The sequence below is a fragment of the Marinobacter xiaoshiensis genome, assembly GCF_031631795.1.
GTDB lineage: Bacteria > Pseudomonadota > Gammaproteobacteria > Pseudomonadales > Oleiphilaceae > Marinobacter > Marinobacter xiaoshiensis.
Genome location: NZ_JAVMBO010000017.1, coordinates 138,971 through 163,519, shown reverse-complemented (window position 1 = coordinate 163,519; position 24,549 = coordinate 138,971). Strand labels below are relative to the sequence as shown.

The window sequence follows — 24,549 nt, the reverse complement described above, 5'->3', positions numbered from 1 at the left end:
GAATTACGGTTCAATCAAAGCAAGTTTTAATGCAAATTGCCAGACAGGAGTTCGCTTTGAATCATTTATCTCTGGGCACCCGCCTGGCCATAATCGTTCTGTTTGGTTGCCTGGCTACCGTTGGCTCTGTTATTTACGCCGCATACAGCGCTTTGCTCGAAGATTTCTCAAATAACCTGACTGCGCAACAGGAGCAGGAAACAGCCCACATATCCAGCCTGGTAAGTCAGGATCTTGAATTCCGGACCAGAGTATTGTCTCAATCCGCAGACCTGCTGGGCAGTAGTGGAAAACTGTTACCCCCGGAGCAGATTGTGAATTTCCTGAAAGGTCAGCACAGCCTCGAGGATCTCTTCCCCCACAGCCTGACTGTTATGACCCCGGAAGCGGTACTGATTGCCGAGAACAAATACGTGCCCGGCAGATTGGGTACCCACTACGCTGACCGCCCCCACTGGGCAAAGGCCATTGCAACCCAGCGCCCGGTTATCAGTCGCCCTCTGATAGGCAGAACAACAGGCATACCCCTTATGGTATTTATCGCACCTATCAAAAGCAGCAGCGGAGAGCTGCTGGGGTTCCTGTGCGGTACCCTGGTAATGAGTCAATCAATTCTGATCCCCGAACGCGTGCGCAATGATGCAAGTGAAGATGCCATATTTTTGGTGGTCGACTCAGGTAACTTCCTGTTTATCGAGGGTGGCCCCAACGGGGAAGTGATCGAAGATCTGCCCGACCCAGGGCAAGACCTGTTGATTGATGCCGCTCTGTCCGGCATTCGTTTTGGTGAAGCTGAGACCCAAACAGGCGAAACACTCATCTATGCAACAAGCCATTTGCACCGCCTTGGCTGGCTGTTTATCCGTGCTGTTCCCAAATCCCTGGCTACCGCTCCCGCAAAGCAGGCATTCAGCCGATTCTTTCTGATCAGTATCGCAGTCACCCTCGGCATTCTACTGATGACCTACATGGCACTTCGGTCAACAACTGCGTCTCTTACCCGGATGACCCGCCGTATCCGGTCGATGATCCAGAAACCTGAATCTTCCCGCCGCCTCGATGAACAAGGTGCTCCAGAGGTGAGGGACCTGGCACAGGCGTTTAACCAACTGATGGATGGGCGTGATGCCAACAACCGGCTCAAAGACAACTTTGTATCCAATGTCAGCCACGAACTGAGAACACCTCTGACCTCCATGAATGGTGCCTTGCGCCTGCTTCAATCCGGCACCACGGGCGAATTACCTGAGCGCGCCAAAGAGATGGTGACGCTGGCCTTGCGCAACGGCGAACGCCTGCAATTGCTCATCGGCGACATGCTCGATTTTAATAAGCTATCCAGTGGCAAGATGCGGGTGAGTTTTCAGTCCGAGAACCTGCCCAAATTGCTGAAAGAAACTGTCTGCGGAAACGAAACCATGGCCCGGGAGTTCGGAGTCAGGCTCGCCGCCCCGGACATTCCCGAGGTACCACTGCACACCGACGGCCACAGGTTGCGGCAAATCCTGGACAATTTCGTCAGCAATGCCATCAAGTTCTCACCAAAAGGTGGCCTGGTGACGCTCCACGCAGAACAAACTGACCAACACAAGCTGCGGATTACGGTAAGCGATCAGGGCAAAGGCGTTCCGACGGCGTTTAAAAACCAGATTTTCAATCGCTTCTCCCAGGCAGAAGTGGGCACTACCCGTGCAACAAATGGTACTGGTCTGGGTCTGGCCATCAACCGCCAGATTGCCGGCCTTCTGGACGGCACTGTCGGCTTTTACAACGATAATGGCGCACACTTTTGGGTTGAACTACCCTTGGACAGCAACGTCTCACCAGAGGGCACAACATCATGAAAGAGCCCGAAGTGCCTGCCAACGAAAGCGATCGGCAAGCTGCGCTGGATCAACTACGGATTCTAGATACCCCTCCGGAAGCCCGATTTGACCGGCTCACCCGCATGGCCGCAAGGCTTCTGGATGTTCCTATTGCCCTGATCTCCCTGATTGATCGCGACAGACAATGGTTTAAATCCTGTGTTGGGCTGGATGTTAGCGAAACCCCGCGAAGTATTTCATTTTGCGGCCACGCCATTCTGATCGGTCTGCCCCTGCTGGTAGAAGATGCCAGTACGGACGAACGCTTCCGCGATAATCCTTTGGTAACCGGCGCCCCGAACATCCGCTTCTATGCCGGCACACCGCTGCACAGTGCCGATGGTTATGCTCTGGGTACCCTGTGCGTTATTGATCGCATACCCCGTAAACTGAGCAAAGAAGATCTCCAGTGCCTGCGCGATATAGCAGACTGTATAGAAGAGCAAATCAGCGCCCGGGAGTTGGCTATTCACTATCGGGAGCAGGAACTGCAAAAGCAGAATGAGTCTCTGATCATGCTCAAACAGCTTGCAGATCTGGTACCCGGCGGCCTCTATCAGTTCCGGCTCTTCCCGGATGGGCGCATGTCATTCCCTTTCAGTAGCAAGGGCATTGAGCGCACCTTTGGTGTCACCCCGGCTCAGGCCCGGGATAATGCAGCAGCACTTTTCGAGATGGTCGAACCCGAGGACTACACTGCTGTAGTGGACAGTATCAAGGAATCATCGCAGCACTTGAGCACATGGTCTATCCAGTTCCGGATTCGCCAGCCAGAGGGCAGAATACGTTGGATTGAAGGGCATTCCACACCTCAAAAGCTCTCTGACGGAAGTATCATCTGGCACGGCTACCTGGAAGACATTGACGAAAAAAAGCGGGCTCTTCTGGGGCTCGAGGAAAGCGAACAGCAGCTTAGGCGACTGTTCGAGCTGGCGCCCAGCGGCATCATTTTAGCGGACTACCACACTGGTGAAATCATTAACGTAAATGCCTCGATGCTCAAATCGACTGGCTACAGCAAGGAGGAATTCCTGAATCTCGGCTACCGCCAACTGCTTGCACCTGACCATTTATCGAAACAAGCCGAGGTTCTGGAGCAACTGCAACAGAGAGGCTATTTCGGACCTCTCGAACAAGAAGTGGTAGACCGTTACGGCAACAGCTATCCGGCCATCGTTCATGCCATGCTGATACTCGATTCCGCCGGCCGAAAACTGCTATGGGTTCTTCTGGAAGATATTTCAGAGCGTAAAAAAATAGAACGCATGAAAAACCAGTTTGTATCGACCGTAAGCCATGAGCTGCGCACGCCGCTCACCTCAATTACAGGGGCTATAGGGCTTCTGGCCGGGGGTGCTACCGGTATGCTTCCTCAGAAAGCACAGGATATGATGGACATTGCCCAACGCAATGCCAAACAACTGGCCAGACTGATCGACGACCTTCTGGATATCGAAAAGCTGGTCACAGGAAAGCTCAACATCAGTATGCATCGCCAGCCTCTCTTGCCTTTGCTTGAACAGGCCGTGAGCGAAAATCAGGCTTATGGCATCCAGCGGGCAATAACGGTCCACCTTGCCCCAGACACCCCCAAGACCGAGATATTTGTAGACGGTCAGCGCCTGCTGCAGGGTCTGAACAACCTGATATCCAATGCCATAAAATTCTCTCCCGATAAGGGCCGCGTCGACGTGTCGGCGCAACAACAGATACTGGAAGGGTCTCCAACGGTCACTATTTCCGTAAAAGACAGCGGAGAGGGTGTTCCGGAAGCCTTCCGAAGTTCGATTTTTCAGCGCTTTGCCCAAGCCGACAGCTCCGATACCCGAAGCCAGGGTGGCACCGGTCTTGGGCTCGCTATAACCCGCGAATTGATCACCATAATGGGCGGCGAAGTCGGCTTTGAGTCTTTGCCCGGCCAGGGTGCAACCTTCTGGATACGCCTGCCTGTGTCAGTAAATGGAAAGCCATAAAAAAACCGGCAGCCCTTTCGGGCTGCCGGTTATTGGCGTGAACCAGAAAATCAGTTGGTTCAGGCAGACTTGAGCATCTCACGCACCACATAGTGCAGGATGCCGCCGTGGTGGAAGTACACAGCCTCGTTGGCGGTATCAATCCGCGACTTCAGATCGCAGGTCGCGGTAGAACCGTCTTTGTAGGTGACCGTCATGGTCAGGGTTTGGCCCGGTGTGATATCACCAGACAAACCACTGATGCTGATGGTTTCTTCCCCGGTCAGCTTGAGACTCTTACGATCCGCACCTTCCGGGAACTGCAGAGGCATAACGCCCATGCCGATCAGGTTGGAGCGGTGTATCCTCTCATAGGACTCAGCCACCACCGCACGGACCCCCAGCAAACGAGTGCCTTTGGCTGCCCAGTCACGACTTGAGCCTGTGCCGTATTCCTTACCGGCAATCACCACTAGTGGTGTGCCCTGTTCCTGGTACTTCATTGCCGCGTCATACACTGCCATTTGCTCCCCAGTGGGCACAAACTTGGTGAAGCCACCCTCAACGCCATCCAGCATCTCATTACGGATACGCACGTTGGCAAAAGTACCGCGCATCATCACCTCATGGTTACCCCGGCGAGAGCCATAGGAGTTGAAGTTTTGGGGTTCAACTCCGTGCGCCAGCAAGTACTTGCCAGCAGGGCTGTCAGCACTGAAGGAACCGGCAGGGGAAATGTGGTCAGTCGTCACGGAGTCTCCCAGCAAGGCCAGAATATTCGCGTCCACAATATCCTCAACCGGATCCGGCTCAGGGCCCATACCCTCAAAGAAGGGTGGGTGCTGGATGTAAGTGGAGTCTTCTGACCACTTATATACTTTGGTTGCGGGCACTTCGATGGCCTGCCAGGTGGCATCGCCATCAAATACCGCGGCGTATTCAGTGCGGAACATGTCAGTTTTGACCTTTTCCACAGCCTCAGCCACTTCCTGCTGGCTAGGCCACAGGTCTTTCAGGTACACCGGATTGCCGTCCTGATCGTTGCCCAGCGGATCTTCCGCAAGGTTAAGCCTTACGTTCCCGGCCAATGCATAGGCAACAACAAGCGGCGGTGACGCCAACCAGTTGGTTTTCACCAGCGGGTGTATACGGCCTTCAAAGTTACGGTTACCAGACAGCACAGATGCCACGGTTATATCACCATCAGTGATGGCTTTTTCGACCGCATCTGGCAGCGGGCCGGAGTTACCGATACAGGTGGTACAGCCGTAGCCCACCAGATCAAAGCCCAGCTTGTTCAAATCGTCCTGGAAGCCGCCCGCCTCAAGGTACTCGGTGACCACTTTAGAACCGGGTGCCAACGAGGTTTTTACCCAGGGCTTGGTTGTCAAGCCCTTGGCTACAGCTTTACGGGCAACCAAACCTGCCGCCATCATCACGCTGGGATTAGACGTGTTGGTACAGGAGGTGATGGCAGCAATCACAACCGCGCCCGGATCCAGGCGGGTATCCCTGCCATCCAGTGTCAACTCCCTGCTGCAAGGATGATGATAACTGTCATCAACGCCCACAGCGGTTTGGCCGCCTTCTGACTTCAGTTGGCTTTCACGCTTGTCCGGGGCAATGGTCGCATCCGGGCTACCTTCGGCAGTTTCCATCAGCAGTTCGAAGGCCGCCTTCATGTTTTTCAGCGCCACTCGATCCTGGGGCCGTTTAGGTCCAGCCATACTGGCTTCAACATCACCCATGTCGAGTTCCAGCGTAGCCGTATACACAGGCTCATGGCCAGGCTCACGCCACAACCCCTGAGCTTTCGCGTATGCCTCAACCAGTTCTATTTGCTGATCGTCACGACCAGTCAAACGCATATACTTGAGTGTTTGCTCATCCACCGGGAAGAAGCCACAGGTGGCACCATATTCCGGAGACATGTTGGCAATTGTGGCGCGATCTGCCACTGGCATGTCTTTAAGGCCGTCACCATAAAATTCTACGAACTTGCCAACCACGCCCTTCTTTCGCAGCATTTCAGTAACGGTAAGAACCAGATCCGTAGCGGTAATGCCTTCGCGTAATTTACCGGAAATCTTGAAACCCACTACTTCCGGTATCAGCATGGATACTGGCTGCCCGAGCATGGCCGCCTCTGCTTCAATGCCACCAACACCCCAGCCAAGAATGCCCAGGCCGTTAATCATGGTGGTATGGGAATCTGTACCCACCAGCGTATCGGGATAGGCGATGGTTTTATCGCCCTGCTCTTTGTGCCACACGGTTTTACCCAGATACTCGAGGTTTACCTGGTGACAGATGCCGGTTCCCGGCGGAACCACGCGGAAGTTATCAAAGGCTTGCTGGCCCCAACGCAGAAACTCGTAACGCTCCTGGTTACGCTCCATCTCGATGGCTACGTTCCGCCCAAAGGCAGACGCCGTACCGAATTCATCAACCATCACCGAGTGGTCGATTACCAGGTCCACAGACGAGAGAGGGTTAATAAGGGCAGGATCTCCACCGGCTTTTTTAACAGCTTCACGCATGGCGGCCAAATCCACTACGCCAGGCACGCCGGTAAAATCTTGCATCAAAACGCGTGCGGGGCGGAACTGGATTTCGGTGTCTGAGCGTTTGTCTTTCAGCCACTGCACCATGGCATCAACGTGGCTTTGATCCACGGTTACGCCATCCTCGTTGCGCAGAAGGTTTTCAAGGAGCACTTTCAATGAAAAGGGGAGTCGGTTTATATCACCGAGGGATTCTGCCGCTTTGGGCAGACTGTAGTAGTGAAACGTTTTACCGCCTGCACTCAAGCTACTGAGTGTGTTCAGGCTATCTTTTCCAAGGCTGTTATTCGACATACTTGTGCCTCCGTTATTCGTCATGATCCGAGCACTTTTACAAGCTACACTGCGACATCAGACAAGCAGGCTGGCGCAAAAGTCAGGGAATGTGAAGTCATATACAACTATTGCATCGAATAATTATAGTTCAAGGCCAATCCCATGAATGTTCAGTATTCAGGAGAAAGCCGCGCGCCTGGAAAATTTGCAAAAAACACGGTGCGAATGGACGAACTGGTGAAAGCCCGACTGTCAGTGGTTCAGTGTCTGGGGCGGGCTGCCGAATACAAATACAACGAGACGGGGATGCACGTCATCCGCATGAGCCACTTCTCCAGGCTCATTGCTCTGGAAGCAGGTTTTGGTGAAATCTGGTCTGATACCTTGTTAAACGCCGCCCCAATGCATGATGTGGGCAAAATCGGTATACCCGATGCCATTCTTCAGAAACCAGGAAAGCTGGACGCTGACGAGTGGGCCGTAATGCAGACACACGCTGCAATCGGCGCCGAAATAATTGGTGATGACGGCTCAAGCCTGCTCGACATGGCCCGGGAAGTGGCCTTAAACCACAAAAGCACCTGAGCCACGGGTTTAGCGTGTTTTGTAATCGGCAATCAATGTGTCCACTTCTGCGATCATGCGCCCGATTTCTGCCGCCATAGCCTGAGACTTTACCGCCTCCTGCACAACATCCTGGCTCTGCTCAGCAACGTGTTGGACACTCTGGTTTATCTGCCCGGAAGCCACGGCTTGCTGCTCGGTAGCTGAAGCTATTTGCAGGTTCATGCCATTCACTTCGGCAATCGCCGCTTCAATATCCGCAATCGCCTGGCCCGTCTTCGTCATTGCACCCAGGGTTTCCTTCGAGCGAGTCTGGCCCATTTCTATGGCAGCCAGAGTAGCTTCAGAGACCTGTGCCAAGCCATCCATCGTGGCGCGGATTTCTGTAGTGAAGTCCTGGGTACGGCGAGAAAGAGTCCTCACCTCATCTGCCACTACGGCAAAGCCTCGGCCATGCTCGCCGGCGCGTGCCGCTTCAATGGCAGCATTCAGGGCAAGCAGGTTGGTTTGATCTGAAATATCGTTGATTGAAGCAATGAATGCTCCAATGGACTGCACTTTCTCCACCAGTTCAGTAACCATGCGAGCCGAATCTATCAGCGCCGTGTTAGTCGCTTCTGTCATGGTAACGGCACTTTTTATATGACGTGCGCCCTCGGCAGACGCATCCGCTGAGCGTGTAGCCGATTCAGCTGCAGACTGTGCATTGCGAGCCACATCCTGAATCGTCGCGGTCATTTCGTTGGTAGCAGCGGCGGCCTGATCCGTCTGCGCCTGCTGGGCTTCCATAATGCGGTTAGTAGAATCACCTGCCGCCGTAAGATCTGAGGCACTGGTATGCAACTGGCCCGAGAGCGTGCGAACAGACTCAATCAGCTCTGCGAACCTCGTCATCATGGTATTAAAGGAGATGGCAGCAAGATCACCGCTTGTGTTCTCCAACCGGCCTCGCAAATCGTGCTTATCGTCAAACGCATTGACCAATGCGATCATTTCCCATGAGCGCTTTTGCTCAGCCGCCATCTTGACCGCAAAAAACGACAGCACACCTGCCTCAAAAACCACGAAAACAGCATGAACTGCAGTAATAGACCAGCTACAGCCGTAGTTGAACAGCATCACTGGCATACCACCAAGACTGGCCTCTGATAGCTGCAACGCTGTGAGCACCAGATGGTGCACAGCAATCAACCCGGCAGCAGAAACCACTGGCAGCCAGTCGCGGTAGGCAATCGTTAGCGCCAGCGCAGCAAAGATATGGAAATGCATTTCAATGCGCCCGAGCTGGGCCTGAATCATGGTGGCAGAGAACAGCATCAGGCACATGCTAAAAAGCACACCACAGGCACGGGTTCCCTTCAGAAAGCTGTAACCGGCAATGGTCAATGCACCAATTGCCAAAGAGGCTGTTATCGCAAAGCTGTAGGTTCCATAACCCCAGGGCACAAGTAAGCCTACTACCGGCACATGGGCCAGCAATAGCCCAAACAGACGGTTGTCTACCCGCAACCGTTCCTGGTTTTGCAGGCCATGGATGCCATTCGTTGAATTCATGCTTAAACCTCGTATCTGTTCCAGCCTGGCGCAGGCCTGCTCAAACCCATTTCAAAACCGCTCAGGCGGCTCAGCTTTGCTCTATGCCCACAAGCCGGGCGATATCATCATTAACCCGCTGTATATCCAGCTCAGGTGTGGCATACAGGAGTTGCCGCCGGTTATCTGCTGTCACCACATACAGACGGGCACCATGGTTAATTTCCTTGCCACCACCCTGTCTGGCGGCAAAATCGCCATATGCATCGGCAAGTGCCTGGGCCTGCCGGAAATCCTCGGGCCGCACTGCCCGGAAGTTCTCACCCAGCGCTGCCATCATCCGATTCAGTTCCGGCTGGCTGTCGTTTTCGGGGTCCAGAGTGACAAACACAAATTGCACAGGATGCTCAGACCAATGCCCGTGCAGCGCCTTCAGGTTAAATAACTGCAGTGGGCAAACCGTGCCACAGCTCCGGTAACCAAAGAAAACCACATTAATTCCGGCATCAGGCACCTCTGCACCCGGCAACGCAGGAACAGGTACATCCGTTTTGTAGCCGTAGAATCCGGAGCCCGCACCTAACCCATTCAAGAGGCTCTGCCCATAGGGCAAGGCTGCACCCAGCAAAAACGCTGTCACTAACAAAATAATCGGGGCGGGCTTCAAAATAAATGTGCTGCCATTAGTACGTGGTTGAATCTTATTTGCGGCAAAAGCGCTCAGATACGCATTTTACGGCGGCGCTGGCATATTCTTTATGCCCTATTTTTGCGATCATAAAAAAATATTTCTATCCCGGCAGGACGTCTCAAGACCATGAAACACGATTGTCACTACCACCCAGGCGACCCTGCCAAATGGCACTGCGGCGAATGTCAGACTCATTACTGCAGCCGCTGCATGCCCGATGCCGATACGCGCCAACGCCGGGCGCTTTGCCCTTCGTGCAGTAAAGCCATGCGCCATATGGGCGCAGCGACGGAAGTAATACCCTTCTGGAACCGGATTGGATCTTTTTTCAGTTATCCGTTTCACACAGACCCGCTGATGGTTATTGCCATCTGCACTCTGGTGCCCCTTGTTGCTCCCGCCAACCTGATCGGCATCCTGGTCTGGCTGGTCCTGGCCCTGGCCCTGTTCAAGTACACCTATGCAGTGATCAATCACACTGCCGAGGGCCATCTGAAACCGCCCAGTGTGTCTGTGGCCTTTACCGGCAGTGGGTTCAACATTGTTATTCTCCAACTGCTGGTTTTCATTGTGATGGGCGGGCTGGTTGGCGCCGCCGCCATGGTGGGCGGGCCCTTGCTGATGTTGCTTGCACTGGCTTTCGTAGTGCTGGCGCTGCCTGCGAGCATTATGGTGCTGGCTATGGAGCGCTCTGTGGGCGCGGCGGTAAACCCAATGAATCTGGCGGTACTGATTTCCCGTATCGGCACCCCCTACTTCCTGCTCTACGGTTACCTGATTCTGCTTACCCTGGCCTCGGGTGTGGCTCAGGATTTTGCCTACAACCATTTTCCTTTCTGGTTTTCACAGCCGTTATCCGGCTTTCTGAACAGTACCTTCACGCTGATTCTGTTCAATATGCTTGGCTACCTGTTATTCCAGTACCAGGAAGAGCTGGGTTTCGCCTCAGATATTCAGGATGATTCCGCCGATGTGGATATGCACCAGCGGGATCGTGGTGCGCGCTTTGATGCGGATATCGATATGAACCTGAAGGACGGCAACTACGACCGGGTGCAGGGCATGCTGAAGGAAGCACTGAAGCGTAACCGTGAGGACCCTCTGCGTATTGGCCAGCTATACCAACTATTGGTAGCCCGAAACGATGCCACTGAGCTCTACCAATACCACCCACGGATTCTTGGCTGGCTGGCAGACCGCAACGACGGTGAAGGTATTGCGTCTGTCGTGAGCCTGCTCGAGGAGGCTGAGCCTGGTTTCAAACTGGATGAGCCGGAACTGGCCGTACGCTGCGCGCGCTGTCTGTATCAGCGGGGGCAATACAAGCTGGCTCTGAGGCTGCTGCAGGACTTCCACAAGCGTTTTCCGGAAAGCGACGAGTTGGCTCCGGCCTATTTGCTGGTTGCCCAAACCCTGGCAAACGGTTTGAATCAGTGGGAGAAGGCGACGGCGTTTTTGACGTTTATCCAGAAGCGTTGCGTGAATCACCCGCTGCATGAACAGGTGCCGGTATTTCTGGAGCAGGCTGAGAAGCGGGAACTTCTTAAAGGGCCCAAGGCGAGCTTTCTGGTTTCGGAGTAAGACCTGTAAGCGTGGGGGCTATTCCAAAACACGCTGTGAATACATCCGTGTAAGCTCGGCTCCGCCATCCATGGCTCCGCACGGTTTTGGAATAGCCCCCACGCTTACAGGCCCCTAACTATGTCAGCTCGCCTCTAGCAGCTGACGGTAATGTCGAGCCTTAGGAGCCATTTGGAGCTTTTCAAACTCTTCGGCGAGCAATCTGCATGCCTCAGTTGTCAATAATGGATCATCCGCTCCACGCAGCCGCTCAAAGGCTTTCTCTGCGGCTTTCAGATCGTGCTGTTTGAGGCTGGCGAATAACACCCGGTTATGATCTTCCGCCGCAAGGGGATTATGGCTTTCGCCTTTACTCAGGTACTCCTGCCAAACAGCTATCATATGCTCCGGCTGCCTGCGGCTCAGGGAGTCGTTCATCAGTTCGCGGGTACGGGACTGGTATTCGGGTAAATCCGGGCGCAGTTTGGCGAGGTGGTACAGGTGCCCCAGCAAGATGGGCCTGTCCGGATAGGCCTCGCGCAAGGCCTCAAACTGGCGTCGAGCGAGGTCGAAGTCCATGCGGCCCAAGCTGGCCATGGCCTGGGCATAACCGGTGGTAAAGCGCTCGTCCTGCTCATCTTCTTCCGGCTCAAAAAACTCCTCGCGCACCTGCAGCCAGCTTTTGCCCAGCAGCCATACCAGGCCTGCACCTGCAAGCAATCCGCCAGCGTGGGCCATGTAGGCAATGCCAGTTGCGCCGGCAAACCAGTAGTCGTAGATTTCCTTGCCCAGCCACACCGGCAGTATGGCTATGGCAGGTGCGCGGAAGTAGTTGAAGTACACACCCAGGAAATAGAAAAAACGAATTTTCTGCAGGCCATAAATGGCCACGTACATTCCCATCAGCCCGGAAATGGAACCAGAGGCTCCCACCAATGGAATGAAACTTCCCATCGAGAAGGCGGTGAAAACAAGGCCCGATAATGCGCCACATGCCAGATAGGCTAACAGGTAGCGGCCAGGGCCAAGGGCCTTTTCTACGGTAAATCCGAGCAGGAACAGGAAGAGCAGGTTGCCGATTATATGCCCCCAGCCACCGTGCAGGAACTGGTAGGTAATCAACGTGTATAACGACAACTTAGCAGGAATCAGGCCCAGCTGCTGAGCGCTCAGGCGCTGAATATAGGTTTCTTCAATGAACCTGCGCTTTTCCAGCCAGCGCGTGCGCTCTGCAGGGGTCCAGATCAGATCGCGATTCGACAGCAGGTATTGGTAGAATTCGCTATCCATAAGCAGGCTGGCAGAAAGCCAGAAGTCTTCACCTTCTTCTCTCAGCTTCTGAAACTGCTGCAGTTCAAAAACGCGATCTTCTTCGCCTTCAAAGTGGATTTCCCGTTGCAGGTAGTCCTCATAAGCCGGTGCTTCCAACTGGTGCAGCCCGGAATCGAGATACTCACTCACTGCCTGCTCAAGCTTGCGGCTGTCTCCTCCCTGATAAAACAGGAAAACCAGCATACAGGCGAGCATCAACCCGAGGGTAACCCAGGGCGGGCGCTTCCAGTTAATGGCGTTCTCAGCAGGAATAATCAGCATGGGCGGTCACAATTCATCATAATCTGTCCCTGAAAAACCGTTTTCTATCATACCAGTGTCTTGTTTCCGCGCTTAAATGATTTTCAGTGGGATGGGACACTACACCATCCGCTAATTACCGTTATTTCTGTCTCGGGTAATAGTGAGCGGGAATAACAAGAAAAACCAGAGGTCTGAATCAAGGATACTGCAGATGACTGTACTCGTATTGGACAACCCGGGGTTGATTGCCAAAGCTGCCGTGGCTTCCGGCTTTAATGCAGCTACCCTCATGGCCGAAGGCAAACGCCCACACAGGATGAGGTTTCACTACGGCTTCAACAAGCACGCATTGGACGACTCAGACGCAGCAATTGTTCGGCAGCACGCGGCTTATCTCAGGCAGCATTCGTCTGCCAGCGTCCGCATACATGGCCATTCTGATAATTATGGTGCTGAAGACTACAACTATTTTCTGTCCCGCCAACGGACCAAGGCCGTTGCCCGGCTTTTGATCAAGGAAGGTGTTTCCGAATCGCAGATTCTTGTTGCGAGCTGGGGCTCAGCCCGCCCTTTCACAACACCTGATGACAGGGCTGCCAACCGCAGGGTTGAAATTGAATACCTGTCCAGCGATATGGCAAAAGCACTTTAAAGAGGACGTCCCGGGGCCGACGTGTGCGGCCCCGGCGGTTTTAACTGCAACAATCAGCCGTGCACTTGCCACACATTCCACAGCAGTAGAATTGCCGCAGCCAACATTCCCAGCCAGGTCAGCACCATGCCAAGGGCACGGGCTTTATGTTCCTCACCATGGCCATTAATCATGCCCCAGGCATGCAGAAGACGACCCGCAACAAAGGCCATGCCGGTCCAGTAAATATATCCGGTTGCCACGCCATTAAGCTCCGCAATTCCCAGCATGATCAGCACAATGGGCGCGTATTCCACAAGATTACCGTGGGCGCGAACCGCAGCCTGAAAATCAGGGTTGTCGGTAACACCCATACCCTTGTTGTACTTCATTCGAAACTTAACAACGTAGGCTGAAAGCACCAGCATCAATATACCGAGTACGGCCGCAAACACGCCGGTAACAGGCATCAACATATTCAGCTCTTCCTTATTTGGCTGACAATAGCCAGCAGAAAAACGGCACCTACCAGAGACTTCACACTCGAGTAGAATCTTCAGGCTCGGCTTAACTCAGCAATTCCCTCGGCCATCGCCTTATGGCAGCGCGCAATCAGCGCTGGAACATCCTCAGTGGTAAGCCCTATGGTTTCTATCGGAGGCAGAATCCGCATAGGCACAGCCTCGCGCCTACCCTGCCAACCAAACGTTTTATTGCGATATTCAGCTGCGCATACCATAACAATTGGCGCCCCGGCCGTCACCGCTGCGTAGAAAGCACCTTTTTTGAACTTCTGCAGCCCTCGGCCCTTACTGCGGGTACCTTCCACGAAAACCCACAGGCTTTTGTTTTCGCGGGTGATCGCCTCGCTGGTGGCTTGCATGACTGCAACGGCTTTGCGGGAGCGGGCGCGGTTCAATATCACATTCCCCCCCAGCCAGAATGCCCAACCAAAAAACGGAACCCAGACCAGTGATGACTTGCCCACAGTTACGGTGCGAGGAGCCACCAGGTCCCCCACCACAAAAAGATCATCGTTGTATTGGTGATTGCAAATTGCCACCACAGGACGATCCTGGGGCATGTTTTCCACACCTTCCACCGGCCGCTCCATACCGAGTATTGCGCGGCCGGTTCGCGCCAATGCAATGGCCAGCAGCCGGTTATTATCCGGATTGAACGGCCTGACAATAAAGAATGGCAGGGCGAGTATGCAAAGCACGGGAACACTCAACCAAGCCAAAACACTTCTGATAAAGCCCATACGACAAACTCTGCATCAGGATTTTGGCGCACAAGTGTACGCCAAGTTTATAGGCCTGCAACAGTGTCAATTTCGTCCAATATGGCCTGACTATGCCGAACTTGGCTGTGATCACCCTCTACATCGGCTACACGGGCCACATCGTCTACGTGAGCTTCCACCACATAGCGAAGCGGGCCACCGGCATCCATGCTGTCGAAGGGATAACAGGTAACCAGCAAAAGAGTGCCCGCAGGCAGCTTATGAGTATCGATGAATTCCGAACGGCTATCCACAATTCTTGTTGCACTCACCCGGTAGCCTTGCCAGCGCCCGTCCCGGCGTTGCAACCGTAGCTCATTGCCTGGCTCCAGGTGTTTGAGAGGCCGAAAGTGAGTGTCCCGGTGGCCGGCAATAACAACCGCACTCTCCGGGCCGCTGCCGCCCATCATTTGTCCTGGCCCAAAGGCCAGGCTCTCCCCATGAATACCTGCCAGAACGATCATCGAATCCCCAAGCTCTGGCATCGACAACTTTGCTACCGGCCAGGTATCAGCCCAGGGCCAGGGCCGGGATTCGGTCTGCCTGGCCTGGCTCTCAGCCCAGGCGATTTCCAGCAGTTCCTGAGCCACCACCGCCTTGATGGGAACCCACAACCCGAACACCAGTAACATGGCAGAGCTTGTGATCAACAACAGCAGTGAGCGGCTCATGGGTACGCCCGCCTTTGCAGGAGCACAATCGCTGCAGATAGCATCAATCCAAGCAATCCCAAAGCAATCATCAGAGGCGCAAACGTAGCCGTTTGCGGGTAGCGCACCATGCCGGGCTGGCTCCCTGCAGGTAGCAGAGTGGGCAGGTTGTCTTTCAACAAAGCGCTTTCAGCAGCCCGCACCGGCGTTTTATCCACAGCTACAAAGCTCGTATAGGGCGACATAAGGTTGTGGGCAACCGCCAGCTTGGTGATTCTCTCTTTATCCGGCTCCTGCCCTTCTATCCGGGCATCGTCCAGAAGGCTGTCGATCTTCTCCCGCGCCCAGTAACGATTCAGCCCTGTACCTGAAGCCGCCTGCTGCAAATCCAGGCTTTGCTGCCAGCTTCCACCACCCGGCAACCGACCAGACACACTCAGCTTACCGGCAGATGCTACTCCACGCACAACCTGCAACAAGGGTTCACCTTGAAACAAATCACCGGGCCGCTGCGGAAAGCTGTCTTCCATTGCCGCTGCAGACTGCCCCGGCCAGGTAACCTGAATATCCGTCATCACCGGCGCTTCCATGGCTGCAAACAACCTGGCCAAAGGACCGCTCATATCGGCCAGATCCTGCACCGAGGTATAACTGCCACGCCCCCAGCGCGCGGCCTCTCGCATAAAGTGCATATTAGGTGCCGACCCTATGGCCACAGTGAACAGCCTGTGATCACCCAACTGGCGACGAATCTGGCTGAACAACGCCGACTCATTGCCAACCGCACCGTCTGTCATGAACACCACCTGACGCACTCTTGCTGCATCTTCCGGCATTTCACCTGCACTCTTGCCTTGCCCCTGCAAAGCCAACGTTAGCGCTGATGCCATTTCCGTTCCACCGTCAGCTTTCAACCCATTCACATACTGCCGCGCCCGGGCCAGATTATTGGCTGTGGCCATTTCCGGCTGCATAAACAAAGCGTGGGGCTGTGAGTTGAACTGAATCACATTGAACCGATCACCGGGCACCAGCGTCTCCAACCCCAGCTGCAGCGCTTCCCTCGCCTGCCGAATGGATTCCCCGGCCATGGAGCCCGAGGTATCAATCACAAACGTAAGCTCCCGTGGCAACCGGGTTTTACCCGCCCGCCCCGGCACCAGCATCGCCAGCAAATAATCTTCCCCTTCCCACTGCTGATGAAACACAGCCGCGCCCGGCTCCTGCCCCGCAAAAGGCTGCCAACGAATCACAAAATCCTGATTCATCACAATGTCCCCCGCCTGTGGCTCAACCGTTACCACCTGACCATCCTGCTGAGTCGCCACCTGATGACTGGGACTGAACACCTGCGCCAACGGCAGCCCGGCATCAATCGTGAACTTGACTGAAGCTCTGTGACTGTCCGCTGCCACATCGTCCACATCCACCGTAAACGGACTGATCGCATCCGCATCCAGCACTTCGGTAGTAGGCACAGCCCAACCACCCTGCCACTGCTGCGGCGCCACCGCCAAAGACTCACCCGGTATATACCGGGGCGTCAGCGTCGTCGGCACACTCAACTCAAACACCCCATCCCGATAGCTCACCAACTGCTGATAACTGAGCTCCACACTCACCTCAGCCCCCGGCGGAATATTCGCCACCCGAGTGGTAAACAGATTCGGCCGCTGCTGCTCAACCGTCGCCGCATGACGCCCGGAATCCCGAGCCGCTTCATAGGTCTTCTTCGCTTCCGCACGTGGCTGAACCTCCCCCACAATCGTGCGCCCCCCCACCTTCATGGTCAGCCCATAAACACTGGCCTTTTCCGGCAGCGGAAACACAAACACCCCCTCGCGCCAGTCATCACTCGTGTTCTTAAACGTCCGCACCAGCTTACTGTCTGCAATCAGCCCACTAACCCGAACATCAAAGTCACTCCCCAGCACCAAAGCGGGTTCCTGCCACTGCCCTTTACCGTCCAAAAAGTGCAAGGTTCCTGCGGAATCTTCATTGTCGGTGTTGGCCTCTGCATAAAGCGGCTGCACAAACAAAACCAGCAACATAGCCATCCACAAACTAATCCCCTCCATAAAGCGCACGAGCCACCGCTTCCGGCCCACACTGAGCCCTCCCGTGAGGCGGTGCCCCCTTCCGAAACCGTGCGGAGCCATGGATGGCGGAGCCGAGCGTACAGGGACGTATCTACAGCGTGTTTCGGAAGGGGGCACCGCCTTGCGGGAGGGCGAGCTCGCGGCAAACGGGAAAGCACTATGCTGAGAGGACAGAGAAGAAAACATCATGGCAGTAATCCTTTGGCTACATGACTAAATCAGACACAGCCATTTCACCAACCCAAAAAGGCACCCCCATGGCAGAATCAAACATTCCACGAACAAAAAATGATGAATTATGGCAACACCGCAAGCTACCCTTGTTCTAAACGCCTCCCGTGTTTAAATAGACCCCAACGCCCACAAACAACAGCCAAAATCATGAAAAAACACCTCGTCCTGATAGAAGACGAACCCGCCATCCGCGACAACTACCGCGCCGCCTTCGAACGCCGCGGTTATCGCGTATCCACCTACGGTGATCGGTCATCAGCATGGCAGGTCCTGCGCCAAAGCCTGCCCGACCTCGCCATCATCGACGTCGGCCTGGGCAACGAACCCGAAGGCGGCTTCACCCTGTGCCAGGACCTGCGCTCGCTGTCCGCGACCCTACCCATCATCTTCCTGACCGCCCGCGACAGCGACATAGACTCAGTACACGGCCTGCGCCTGGGTGCGGACGACTACGTCACCAAAGACATGAGCATCGAACACCTGCTGGCAAGAGTGACCGCACTGCTACGCCGGGCAGATGCCTGGGCAGAAGCCCTGCAAAAACCGGACGAAATCGTGAAACGTGGTCGCCTCGACCTCAACGTTGATCGCATGACCGTAGCCTGGGATGACAACGCAATAGACCTCACCGTGACCGAGTTCTGGATGCTGCACTCACTCGTACAACACCCCGGCCACGTGCGCAGCCGTGAACAACTGATGGAAGCCGCCAACACACACCTGGACGACAACACCGTCACCTCCCACATCAAACGCATCCGCAGCAAATTCCTGCAGATCGACAGCACCTTTGACAGTATCCAGACCGCCTACGGCATGGGTTATCGCTGGAATGCCCGTGAGCTCTGAACCGTGACCCTCAAACGCCAGCTCTTTATTGCCAGCCTGCTGATGCTGCTAATTCCCTGGGCCGGCTTGCAGTTCGTGCTGGAGCTGGATCAGGCACTTCGCCAACAGGCGCTGCAGCAGCTGCAGGACCAAGCTGATCGATTGGCCCAATCCGCCGGTGACCTCAGCCTGGGCCTTCCCGTCGTTGCGCCCCAAACGCCCGCCATTTACATGGAAAGCCTCACCAGCCCGATCAATCTCGACGGCTACGGCCATGACTGGCCCGGTTACGATGAGGGTGAACAATCCCTGCTTTGGCAACCCTCTGCCTATTCAGATTCAGAACCTCCCGCCCAAAGTTCAGGCAAACCCACCCTGCATTGGCAAGCAGCAACCGACCAACGCCACCTGTACCTGCTGATACGCCTCAGCAATCGCCAGCCCGAATTCTTCAACCCTGGCGCACCGGATCAGCCCCACGACCGGCTCAAACTCTGGCTCGAACCCGCAGACAGCAAGCAACTGAATCCCGATGCCCAAACCACATCATGGCTCATGCGTGCCTCGCCGCCGGGCACTGTGTATGCAACAACGACTGATACAGCAAACAGAGAAGCCAGCGACACCCCTGACTACCGGGTTAGCGGGCACTGGACCAGCATGGGTAACGGCTGGCAGCTTGAACTGAAACTGCCCAAACCTCCGCAAGGCAGCCGTTTCGGTTTTTCAGCGCAATGGCGGGACAGTTCAGGGTTAGCGCAAGCTGGCACATCTACAGACCCACTGCCAGTAATGGTGGAACGCCAATCCGGGCTTGAGCGGCAACTGATTCCCGGAATGAGCAAAGGCCAAATTGCACGGCTGATCGAGCCGGCGGGCTGGGTGATCGCGCAACAGGCAACACCGTCTCCCCAGGCACCACCAGAGTTTGACGAACTCAGCCCTTTGCAAATTGTTGAGCACATCAGCCTCAATGCACTAAGGGCGCTGGTTCAGTTTTACCAACCCAAACCAGCGCGCCTCTCCATCCACACCAATCGGCTGGATATGAGTGGCATACCCGAAGAAGGACTTGTCCGGCATGAAGACGACAAGGTTTGGCTGATGACATCCAAGCCTGTTTTTGGCGGCCGAACTCTGGTGCTTGAGCAATCCCTGGACCAGCTATTAACCCTGGCTGGCTCCACACTTGGCTCCGTTATTGCCCGCAGCACGCTGATTATTATTGGCCTGACGCTGGTGTTGCTGGGCTATGCCAGCTGGCTGTCCTGGCGCATTGCCCGCCTACAGCGAGCGGTCAGCGCCACCATAGATCAGGATGGCCGGATTATCGGTACCCTGCCGGGCTCAGGCGCAAAGGATGAACTGGGCCAATTGCAGAACCATTTCGCCCAGATGGCCGACCGACTGCACGGCTATAACCGTTATCTGGAGAGTTTTTCGCGGCGTCTTTCCCATGAACTCAAAACCCCGGTGGCCGTGGTACGCTCATCCTTGGAAAACCTTTCTCACGCCGAAACTACAGAAGAGCGTTCGCAATACATTGGGCGCGCAACCGCAGGTACCGAGCGGTTGCGGCAAATTCTCAATGGCATGAGCGAGGCCGCAAGGCTGGAACAAAGCTTTGATCATGCCGACAAAGAAGCCTTTGATCTGGCAGAAGTGGTCAGCCAGGCAAGCGCGGCCTATCAGACGCTGGATCCACATCATCAACTTATCTACACCGGGCCGGAATCCGGTATCACCCTTGTCGGCTCCCCGGAACTGCTGGTACAGATGCTGGACAAACTGGTCGACAACGCCCGCGACTTCACACCCGAAAACGGCAGAATTGAAATACGTCTGGACCAACACACTGACCAGGTTCAAATCGAAGTGTTTAACGAAGGTTCAAGCTTGCCAGCCACCTCGGGCGTGGACATTTTCGAGGCGTTTGTGTCCCAGCGTGAAGGCAAAACCGAGGGGCACCTGGGCCAGGGGCTGTTGATCGTGCGCTTGATTGCCGACTTCTTTGGTGGCCGAGTTGACGCCAGAAATCAGCACTTTAATGGCATTGACGGCGTATCCTTCCGCGTTATCATCCCAAAGCTTACGGATAAACCAAGGACTGACCCGTGACCGCCAAGACTGTCGCACTGGATTTTCACCCCCTGCGCCCTGACCTGTATCAGGAGCTTCATTCGCGCCCATTTCAGGTATTGCCGCCGCAGGCAAGGGTAAGCCATATCGCAGTTTTGACCACGTCAGAGCAGCGCAAAAGCCAGTTTAAACATCTGCAGAGCCTGCACCGGATGCTGGGGCAACCCTGGCCAGAGGAGGAAGTCACTTGCTACGAGCAAACCTTTGATAATCTGCGCATTCGCCGTGAAGTTCACCTGGAATTTACTGCTTATACTTTTACCAACCTGGCTCCGTCTGACGTTGAGCCATTTGAGGAAACCGGGATCAGTGCACTGCCGCATGGCTGGCTCGCGCAACTCGAAGGCGTGGTAGTTGCGGCGTTTCATATTGACGTTAGCCCATCCACGGAGCATGCCCGCAACGAACCTGCGTTCATGCGCCGGCATTTTGAGGGTATGCGCCTGGTAGGAAGCAGCCCACAGGAAGGGGCTGCGCGGGTACTGGGCACCTTTCAGTTGCACTCCGACAGTTTCGGCCGCTTTATGGTGCTCAATTACACCATGTCGGACAGCCAGCTAGGCCGGCTCGTTCAGCGCCTGATGGAAATCGAAACCTATCGCTTGATGTCTCTGCTGGCATTGCCCGTAGCCAGGGAAATCACCCCAGCCCTGAATGATATGGACCAGCAACTGGCCACTATCACCCAGGCACTGGCTGATAACGAAACCCTGGATGAGCAAACCATTCTTGCCAAACTAACCAACATTGCAGCCAAAATCGAAGCGTTTCGAGCCCACTCCACCTTCCGGTTTTCCGCTACCAAAGCCTACCATCAACTTGTGCTGACCAGGCTGGAAGAGCTGCGAGAGGACGAAGTATCAGGGCATCTGACCATCGGCGAGTTCCTGACCCGCCGGTTGACGCCTGCAGTAAAGACCTGCGAAGCGGTAAGCGAGCGGCTGGAAGATCTGTCAAAACGGGTAGATCGCACCTCAGACATGATGCGGACCCGGGTGGAACTGGCCATACAGAGCCAGAATCAGCAGCTGTTGAGCTCCATGGACAGGCGATCACAAATTCAACTGATGATGCAGCATACCGTTGAAGGTTTTTCGGTTGTGGCCATCACCTATTACCTGATCGGCTTACTCAAACTGGCCCTCGATTCCATCTACGAAGCGGGCATTATCTTCAACAAAACCCTGGCTCTGGGTATTGCCATTCCAGCCACCCTTGCTTTGGTGTATCTGGTTGTGCGGCTTGTGCACCATCACTTCATGCGCATGGCAAAACGGCAATAGCGAAGCGGTTTCACCCAAGATTCTCATCACCGGAAAACTGCCGGTAAAACTGCTGTGCCGTGCGGCCATTGCGCACCCCTTTCTGGGTTGCAAACCGGATGGCTTCGCGGTGCAGGTTCTCCCGATCAGTGACACCCGGGAAGAGTGCATCCACTGCCTGCAAATACACTTCTTGAGGAAACGCGTAGAAGGACAACTGCAAACCGAAACGGTCAGCAAGTGACACCTGCTCTTCTATAGCTTCAGCCGGGTGAATTTCACCATCCTGGGTGTGGCCTTTGAGGTTATCAGACATGAATTCCGGCATAAGATGGCGGCGATTCGACGTGGCGTATACACGAACGTTTTCAGGCGGCAATTCCAGTGAGCCTTCGAGCACGCTCTTCAGCGCCTTGTAACCGGTTTCGCCCACATCAAAAGACAGATCGTCACAGAAGATGATGAAGCGGTAGGGAAGATCGCAGATATCATCAACAATCTCTGGCAGGTTCACCAGATCGTCCTTGTCCACTTCGATAATTCTCAGGCCTTGATCTTTATATCGGTTCAACAACGCCTTGATCAGAGATGATTTGCCCGTGCCCCGGGCGCCCCAGAGCAACACGTTATTGGACGGCTCTCCAGCAAGAAAGCGTTCAGTATTGCGAGCTAGCGCCTGTTGCTGACGGTCAATGCCCGTCAGAGAACCCCACTGAACCGGGTCCAGCCTGCGCACTGCGCGCAAGCCTGCGCGATGGCGTCGCCACACAGCTGCAGGGGTTGATGACCAGTCGAAGGGTTGGTTGTCAGACATAAGCTCTTTTCCTGTTTCGCTGTTTACCGTGCCACATCCCGACTTGCCGGCGGGCCATGTGGTATCAGTATATCTGTATGAGTGACAGGCAGGCTATTGGAGAGGGAACAAGCAAAAAGGTGCAAAAGCCAAGCTTTTGCACCTTTTCAGGTCTATACCACGACTGATCAGAACTGGAACTTGAGGCCAACCTGAGCAGTATCAAAGTCCGGTCCGTCGTTGTTCAACTGACCATTGAAATCATTTTCATCAATGTCGACGTTGTAACGGTTGTACTCCAGAAACGTGGTCAGGTGCTCTGTAATCCGGAAGTCCACACCCGCACCCACAACAGGGCTTACGTCGTCGTAGGTTTCATCTTCGTCAAAGGCATCCACATCCAGAGCAGCCGCAAACGCGCCAGCCTTGGCATACACGCCGAAGCTATCAGTTACGGGCAAGCGTCCGATCGCCACAAGTGACCCACCTTTGAGTTTGCCCTCAACCTTGTCTTTTCCGAAGTTGCCAAAATCTATGTAAGCCGCTTCAAGCGCAAAAAACTGGTTGAACTGATAACCGAGACCAGCACCGTATAGATCGTTGGAATCATCAAAGTCGCCACCATGGGATTTATATCCACCATAGCTACCTTTGATGTATGGGCCGGATTCGTCGCGATCAGAGGAACCTTGGGCAAAAGCTACGGGAGCAGCAAATACACTGGCAGACAAAATCGTGGCGCAGGCAATACGAGCTTTGGAGTTCATAGTGCTTTTCCTCGCTGGTTGGAAATTCCATTCGTCAAAGCGTTCTTCGGGTGACTGCGTTGATCTGATCACCGCCCCCGAAACACGTGCTACTACCCTAGCGCCCCAGATCACGGTTTTGGGTTACATCCAGACTAAAATCTCGTCATACTCCCTTAACTTTCCCAGCAAAAAGAACTGAAAAACAATCACATAACCATCACTTCCCTGCACAGCCTCATAGCTGAAAAAAACACAGATTCAGGACTTGAAGTGACAGGTAATGTCGGGGAAATCAAGGTGGGGCGAGGGATTATTCGAAAGAAGCTTTATCTTTGGCCGGCGCGGCTGATTCTTCGAAACCACCGGATTCCGAAGAGCCTGAACCAGAGGACTGCTGCATCAAAACCATACCGCCCTGGAGCAGCAGCTTCTTCAGTCTCGGGTCATTTTGTTCTGCCACGCCAACGGCAAAAGCCAGTGCTGCAGCCTCCAACGGGTTACGGGCGATCAACGCACGTAATAATTCGATAGGGGAACCTGAGTCAGGGCCAGACTGGCTACTTTGGCCATTTCGGCGGGGTTTGGGCGTGCGGGTCAGACGGTAGAAAAACAGCACCAGCAAACACAGGCATGCACCCCCTGTGATTGCCATAGCCCCCGACTTTCCCACAAGGGGAGCCAGGGCCAGGGTGGCTGCATTGACCAGCAGGTAGAAGCCAGTAACCAGCAGCGCAGTAAGCAGCACCAGAGACAGCACTACCCCGATGATAGCCGCGACAGCTTTGCGAAGGGTGCTCTGGATACTTGCGGAATCAGGCAGCATCAGCGATCAAGCATTTTGCCCACAATGACACCAGCCAAAAACATGAGAATAATGCTGAGAAATGGCCTTTCCTCTATTTTGTGCTCCACACTCTCTACAGTTTTCGAGCCTGCCTCTGTTGCACGAGTAAGGGCTGCATCGCCCCGCTCACGCAGGTTTTCAAACACCGCGCGGGCCTCACGGCTGATTTCATCCTTCAGGTTATTGGCGCTGGCCTTCTGACTGTCTGCAAACGCTTTCGTCAGGGATGCAATGTCGTCACGCAGTACCTGAAGATCATCTTTCACGCGGGCATAGTCATCTTTCGTTGTTTGCTTATCCATGGGCTGTCTCCTGATTCGGTTAGTGATTTCATTCGACAACGGGCTGGAGCAGACCTGTGTTTGCCCCTCAGCCCGCAAGACCGTTCACAAATTACTCTAGCACAGGGTCGGGAATCCGTAACTGTAACCGAAATAGCCAGTAGACCCGTTACG

20 protein-coding genes are annotated in these 24,549 nt (G+C 54.7%); 8 read left to right on the top strand and 12 right to left on the bottom strand.

Annotated elements, in window-relative coordinates:
- The first annotated feature begins 56 nt into the window (after positions 1–56).
- Positions 57–1,844, top strand: a complete 1,788-nt coding sequence (locus RKA07_RS12590) for an ATP-binding protein (RefSeq protein WP_310966458.1) — start codon at positions 57–59, stop codon at positions 1,842–1,844.
- On the top strand, positions 1,841–3,838 hold the full coding sequence (locus RKA07_RS12585) for an ATP-binding protein (RefSeq protein ID WP_310966457.1): 1,998 nt from the start codon (positions 1,841–1,843) through the stop codon (positions 3,836–3,838). The genes RKA07_RS12590 and RKA07_RS12585 overlap by 4 nt, the downstream gene beginning before the upstream one ends.
- A 59-nt stretch (positions 3,839–3,897) precedes the next feature.
- On the opposite strand, the gene acnA is transcribed toward RKA07_RS12585, so the two are convergent.
- Entirely contained in the window at positions 3,898–6,675 is a 2,778-nt protein-coding gene (gene acnA / locus RKA07_RS12580) for an aconitate hydratase AcnA (RefSeq protein ID WP_310966456.1), read from the bottom strand.
- 144 nt (positions 6,676–6,819) lie between these two features.
- On the opposite strand from acnA, the gene RKA07_RS12575 reads away from it, so the two are divergent.
- Positions 6,820–7,242, top strand: coding sequence for an HD-GYP domain-containing protein (locus tag RKA07_RS12575; protein WP_227714726.1), 423 nt, complete (start codon positions 6,820–6,822; stop codon positions 7,240–7,242).
- Positions 7,243–7,251: 9 nt separating this feature from the next.
- Here RKA07_RS12575 and RKA07_RS12570 read toward each other — a convergent pair whose 3' ends face one another.
- A complete protein-coding gene (locus RKA07_RS12570) occupies positions 7,252–8,775 on the bottom strand; it encodes a methyl-accepting chemotaxis protein (RefSeq protein ID WP_200369838.1) in 1,524 nt (507 codons plus the stop codon).
- 70 nt (positions 8,776–8,845) lie between these two features.
- Positions 8,846–9,394 (bottom strand): SCO family protein, encoded by a 549-nt coding sequence (locus RKA07_RS12565; RefSeq protein ID WP_310966455.1) that lies wholly within the window; start codon positions 9,392–9,394, stop codon positions 8,846–8,848.
- A gap of 177 nt (positions 9,395–9,571) precedes the next feature.
- Between RKA07_RS12565 and RKA07_RS12560 the strand changes: the two genes are divergently transcribed.
- Positions 9,572–11,026: a hypothetical protein gene (locus RKA07_RS12560; RefSeq protein WP_310966454.1), complete on the top strand. Its 1,455-nt coding sequence runs from the start codon at positions 9,572–9,574 to the stop codon at positions 11,024–11,026.
- A gap of 123 nt (positions 11,027–11,149) precedes the next feature.
- On the opposite strand, the gene RKA07_RS12555 is transcribed toward RKA07_RS12560, so the two are convergent.
- Positions 11,150–12,598: a rhomboid family intramembrane serine protease gene (locus RKA07_RS12555; protein WP_200202338.1), complete on the bottom strand. Its 1,449-nt coding sequence runs from the start codon at positions 12,596–12,598 to the stop codon at positions 11,150–11,152.
- Positions 12,599–12,791: 193 nt separating this feature from the next.
- Between RKA07_RS12555 and RKA07_RS12550 the strand changes: the two genes are divergently transcribed.
- The gene (locus RKA07_RS12550) at positions 12,792–13,232 is read left to right on the top strand and encodes an OmpA family protein (RefSeq protein WP_310966453.1); all 441 of its coding nucleotides are present in this window, start codon (positions 12,792–12,794) and stop codon (positions 13,230–13,232) included.
- A 53-nt stretch (positions 13,233–13,285) separates the two neighbouring features.
- Here the strand turns inward: RKA07_RS12550 and RKA07_RS12545 are convergent, their stop codons facing one another.
- The 4 genes from RKA07_RS12545 to RKA07_RS12530 form a co-directional block, all read right to left on the bottom strand.
- Complete coding sequence (locus RKA07_RS12545; protein WP_310966452.1) at positions 13,286–13,687, bottom strand: MAPEG family protein; 402 nt, start codon at positions 13,685–13,687, stop codon at positions 13,286–13,288.
- A gap of 80 nt (positions 13,688–13,767) precedes the next feature.
- Positions 13,768–14,475 carry a lysophospholipid acyltransferase family protein gene (locus tag RKA07_RS12540; RefSeq protein WP_310966451.1) on the bottom strand — a complete coding sequence of 236 codons (708 nt, stop codon included), beginning with the start codon at positions 14,473–14,475 and terminating at the stop codon, positions 13,768–13,770.
- Between the two features lie 47 nt (positions 14,476–14,522).
- On the bottom strand, positions 14,523–15,167 hold the full coding sequence (locus RKA07_RS12535; RefSeq protein WP_310966450.1) for a class GN sortase: 645 nt from the start codon (positions 15,165–15,167) through the stop codon (positions 14,523–14,525).
- Positions 15,164–17,254: a marine proteobacterial sortase target protein gene (locus tag RKA07_RS12530; RefSeq protein WP_310966449.1), complete on the bottom strand. Its 2,091-nt coding sequence runs from the start codon at positions 17,252–17,254 to the stop codon at positions 15,164–15,166. Before RKA07_RS12530 ends, RKA07_RS12535 begins: the two co-directional genes overlap by 4 nt.
- A 372-nt stretch (positions 17,255–17,626) precedes the next feature.
- Here RKA07_RS12530 and pdsR point away from each other — a divergent pair, with 372 nt between their 5' ends.
- From pdsR to RKA07_RS12515, 3 genes are read left to right on the top strand one after another with little or no spacing between them, the layout of a single operon-like run.
- Positions 17,627–18,328, top strand: coding sequence for a proteobacterial dedicated sortase system response regulator (pdsR, locus tag RKA07_RS12525; RefSeq protein WP_200202344.1), 702 nt, complete (start codon positions 17,627–17,629; stop codon positions 18,326–18,328).
- Positions 18,329–18,331: 3 nt separating this feature from the next.
- Positions 18,332–20,425 (top strand): ATP-binding protein, encoded by a 2,094-nt coding sequence (locus RKA07_RS12520; RefSeq protein WP_200369844.1) that lies wholly within the window; start codon positions 18,332–18,334, stop codon positions 20,423–20,425.
- Positions 20,422–21,729 carry a DUF3422 family protein gene (locus RKA07_RS12515; RefSeq protein ID WP_200202346.1) on the top strand — a complete coding sequence of 436 codons (1,308 nt, stop codon included), beginning with the start codon at positions 20,422–20,424 and terminating at the stop codon, positions 21,727–21,729. Before RKA07_RS12520 ends, RKA07_RS12515 begins: the two co-directional genes overlap by 4 nt.
- 10 nt (positions 21,730–21,739) lie before the next feature.
- On the opposite strand, the gene RKA07_RS12510 is transcribed toward RKA07_RS12515, so the two are convergent.
- The 4 genes from RKA07_RS12510 to RKA07_RS12495 all read right to left on the bottom strand — a co-directional run bounded on the left by RKA07_RS12510 (position 21,740) and on the right by RKA07_RS12495 (position 24,396).
- Positions 21,740–22,522 (bottom strand): ATP-binding protein, encoded by a 783-nt coding sequence (locus RKA07_RS12510; protein WP_200202347.1) that lies wholly within the window; start codon positions 22,520–22,522, stop codon positions 21,740–21,742.
- Positions 22,523–22,689: 167 nt separating this feature from the next.
- A complete protein-coding gene (locus tag RKA07_RS12505) occupies positions 22,690–23,268 on the bottom strand; it encodes a porin family protein (protein WP_200202348.1) in 579 nt (192 codons plus the stop codon).
- A gap of 292 nt (positions 23,269–23,560) precedes the next feature.
- Complete coding sequence (locus RKA07_RS12500) at positions 23,561–24,073, bottom strand: hypothetical protein (RefSeq protein ID WP_310966448.1); 513 nt, start codon at positions 24,071–24,073, stop codon at positions 23,561–23,563.
- A complete protein-coding gene (locus RKA07_RS12495; protein ID WP_200369847.1) occupies positions 24,073–24,396 on the bottom strand; it encodes an ElaB/YgaM/YqjD family protein in 324 nt (107 codons plus the stop codon). The genes RKA07_RS12500 and RKA07_RS12495 overlap by 1 nt, the downstream gene beginning before the upstream one ends.
- Between the last annotated feature and the right edge of the window lie 153 nt (positions 24,397–24,549).

Coding starts and splice junctions, on each gene's coding strand:
- RKA07_RS12585 (WP_310966457.1), top strand. CDS start 1,841: ATGAAAGAGCCCGAAGTGCCTGCCAACGAAAGCGATCGGCAAGCTGCG.
- RKA07_RS12535 (WP_310966450.1), bottom strand. CDS start 15,167: ATGAGCCGCTCACTGCTGTTGTTGATCACAAGCTCTGCCATGTTACTG.
- acnA (WP_310966456.1), bottom strand. CDS start 6,675: ATGTCGAATAACAGCCTTGGAAAAGATAGCCTGAACACACTCAGTAGC.
- RKA07_RS12500 (WP_310966448.1), bottom strand. CDS start 24,073: ATGCTGCCTGATTCCGCAAGTATCCAGAGCACCCTTCGCAAAGCTGTC.
- RKA07_RS12510 (WP_200202347.1), bottom strand. CDS start 22,522: ATGTCTGACAACCAACCCTTCGACTGGTCATCAACCCCTGCAGCTGTG.
- RKA07_RS12575 (WP_227714726.1), top strand. CDS start 6,820: ATGAATGTTCAGTATTCAGGAGAAAGCCGCGCGCCTGGAAAATTTGCA.
- RKA07_RS12555 (WP_200202338.1), bottom strand. CDS start 12,598: ATGCTGATTATTCCTGCTGAGAACGCCATTAACTGGAAGCGCCCGCCC.
- RKA07_RS12540 (WP_310966451.1), bottom strand. CDS start 14,475: ATGGGCTTTATCAGAAGTGTTTTGGCTTGGTTGAGTGTTCCCGTGCTT.
- RKA07_RS12545 (WP_310966452.1), bottom strand. CDS start 13,687: ATGTTGATGCCTGTTACCGGCGTGTTTGCGGCCGTACTCGGTATATTG.
- RKA07_RS12495 (WP_200369847.1), bottom strand. CDS start 24,396: ATGGATAAGCAAACAACGAAAGATGACTATGCCCGCGTGAAAGATGAT.
- RKA07_RS12560 (WP_310966454.1), top strand. CDS start 9,572: ATGAAACACGATTGTCACTACCACCCAGGCGACCCTGCCAAATGGCAC.
- pdsR (WP_200202344.1), top strand. CDS start 17,627: ATGAAAAAACACCTCGTCCTGATAGAAGACGAACCCGCCATCCGCGAC.
- RKA07_RS12550 (WP_310966453.1), top strand. CDS start 12,792: ATGACTGTACTCGTATTGGACAACCCGGGGTTGATTGCCAAAGCTGCC.
- RKA07_RS12570 (WP_200369838.1), bottom strand. CDS start 8,775: ATGAATTCAACGAATGGCATCCATGGCCTGCAAAACCAGGAACGGTTG.
- RKA07_RS12505 (WP_200202348.1), bottom strand. CDS start 23,268: ATGAACTCCAAAGCTCGTATTGCCTGCGCCACGATTTTGTCTGCCAGT.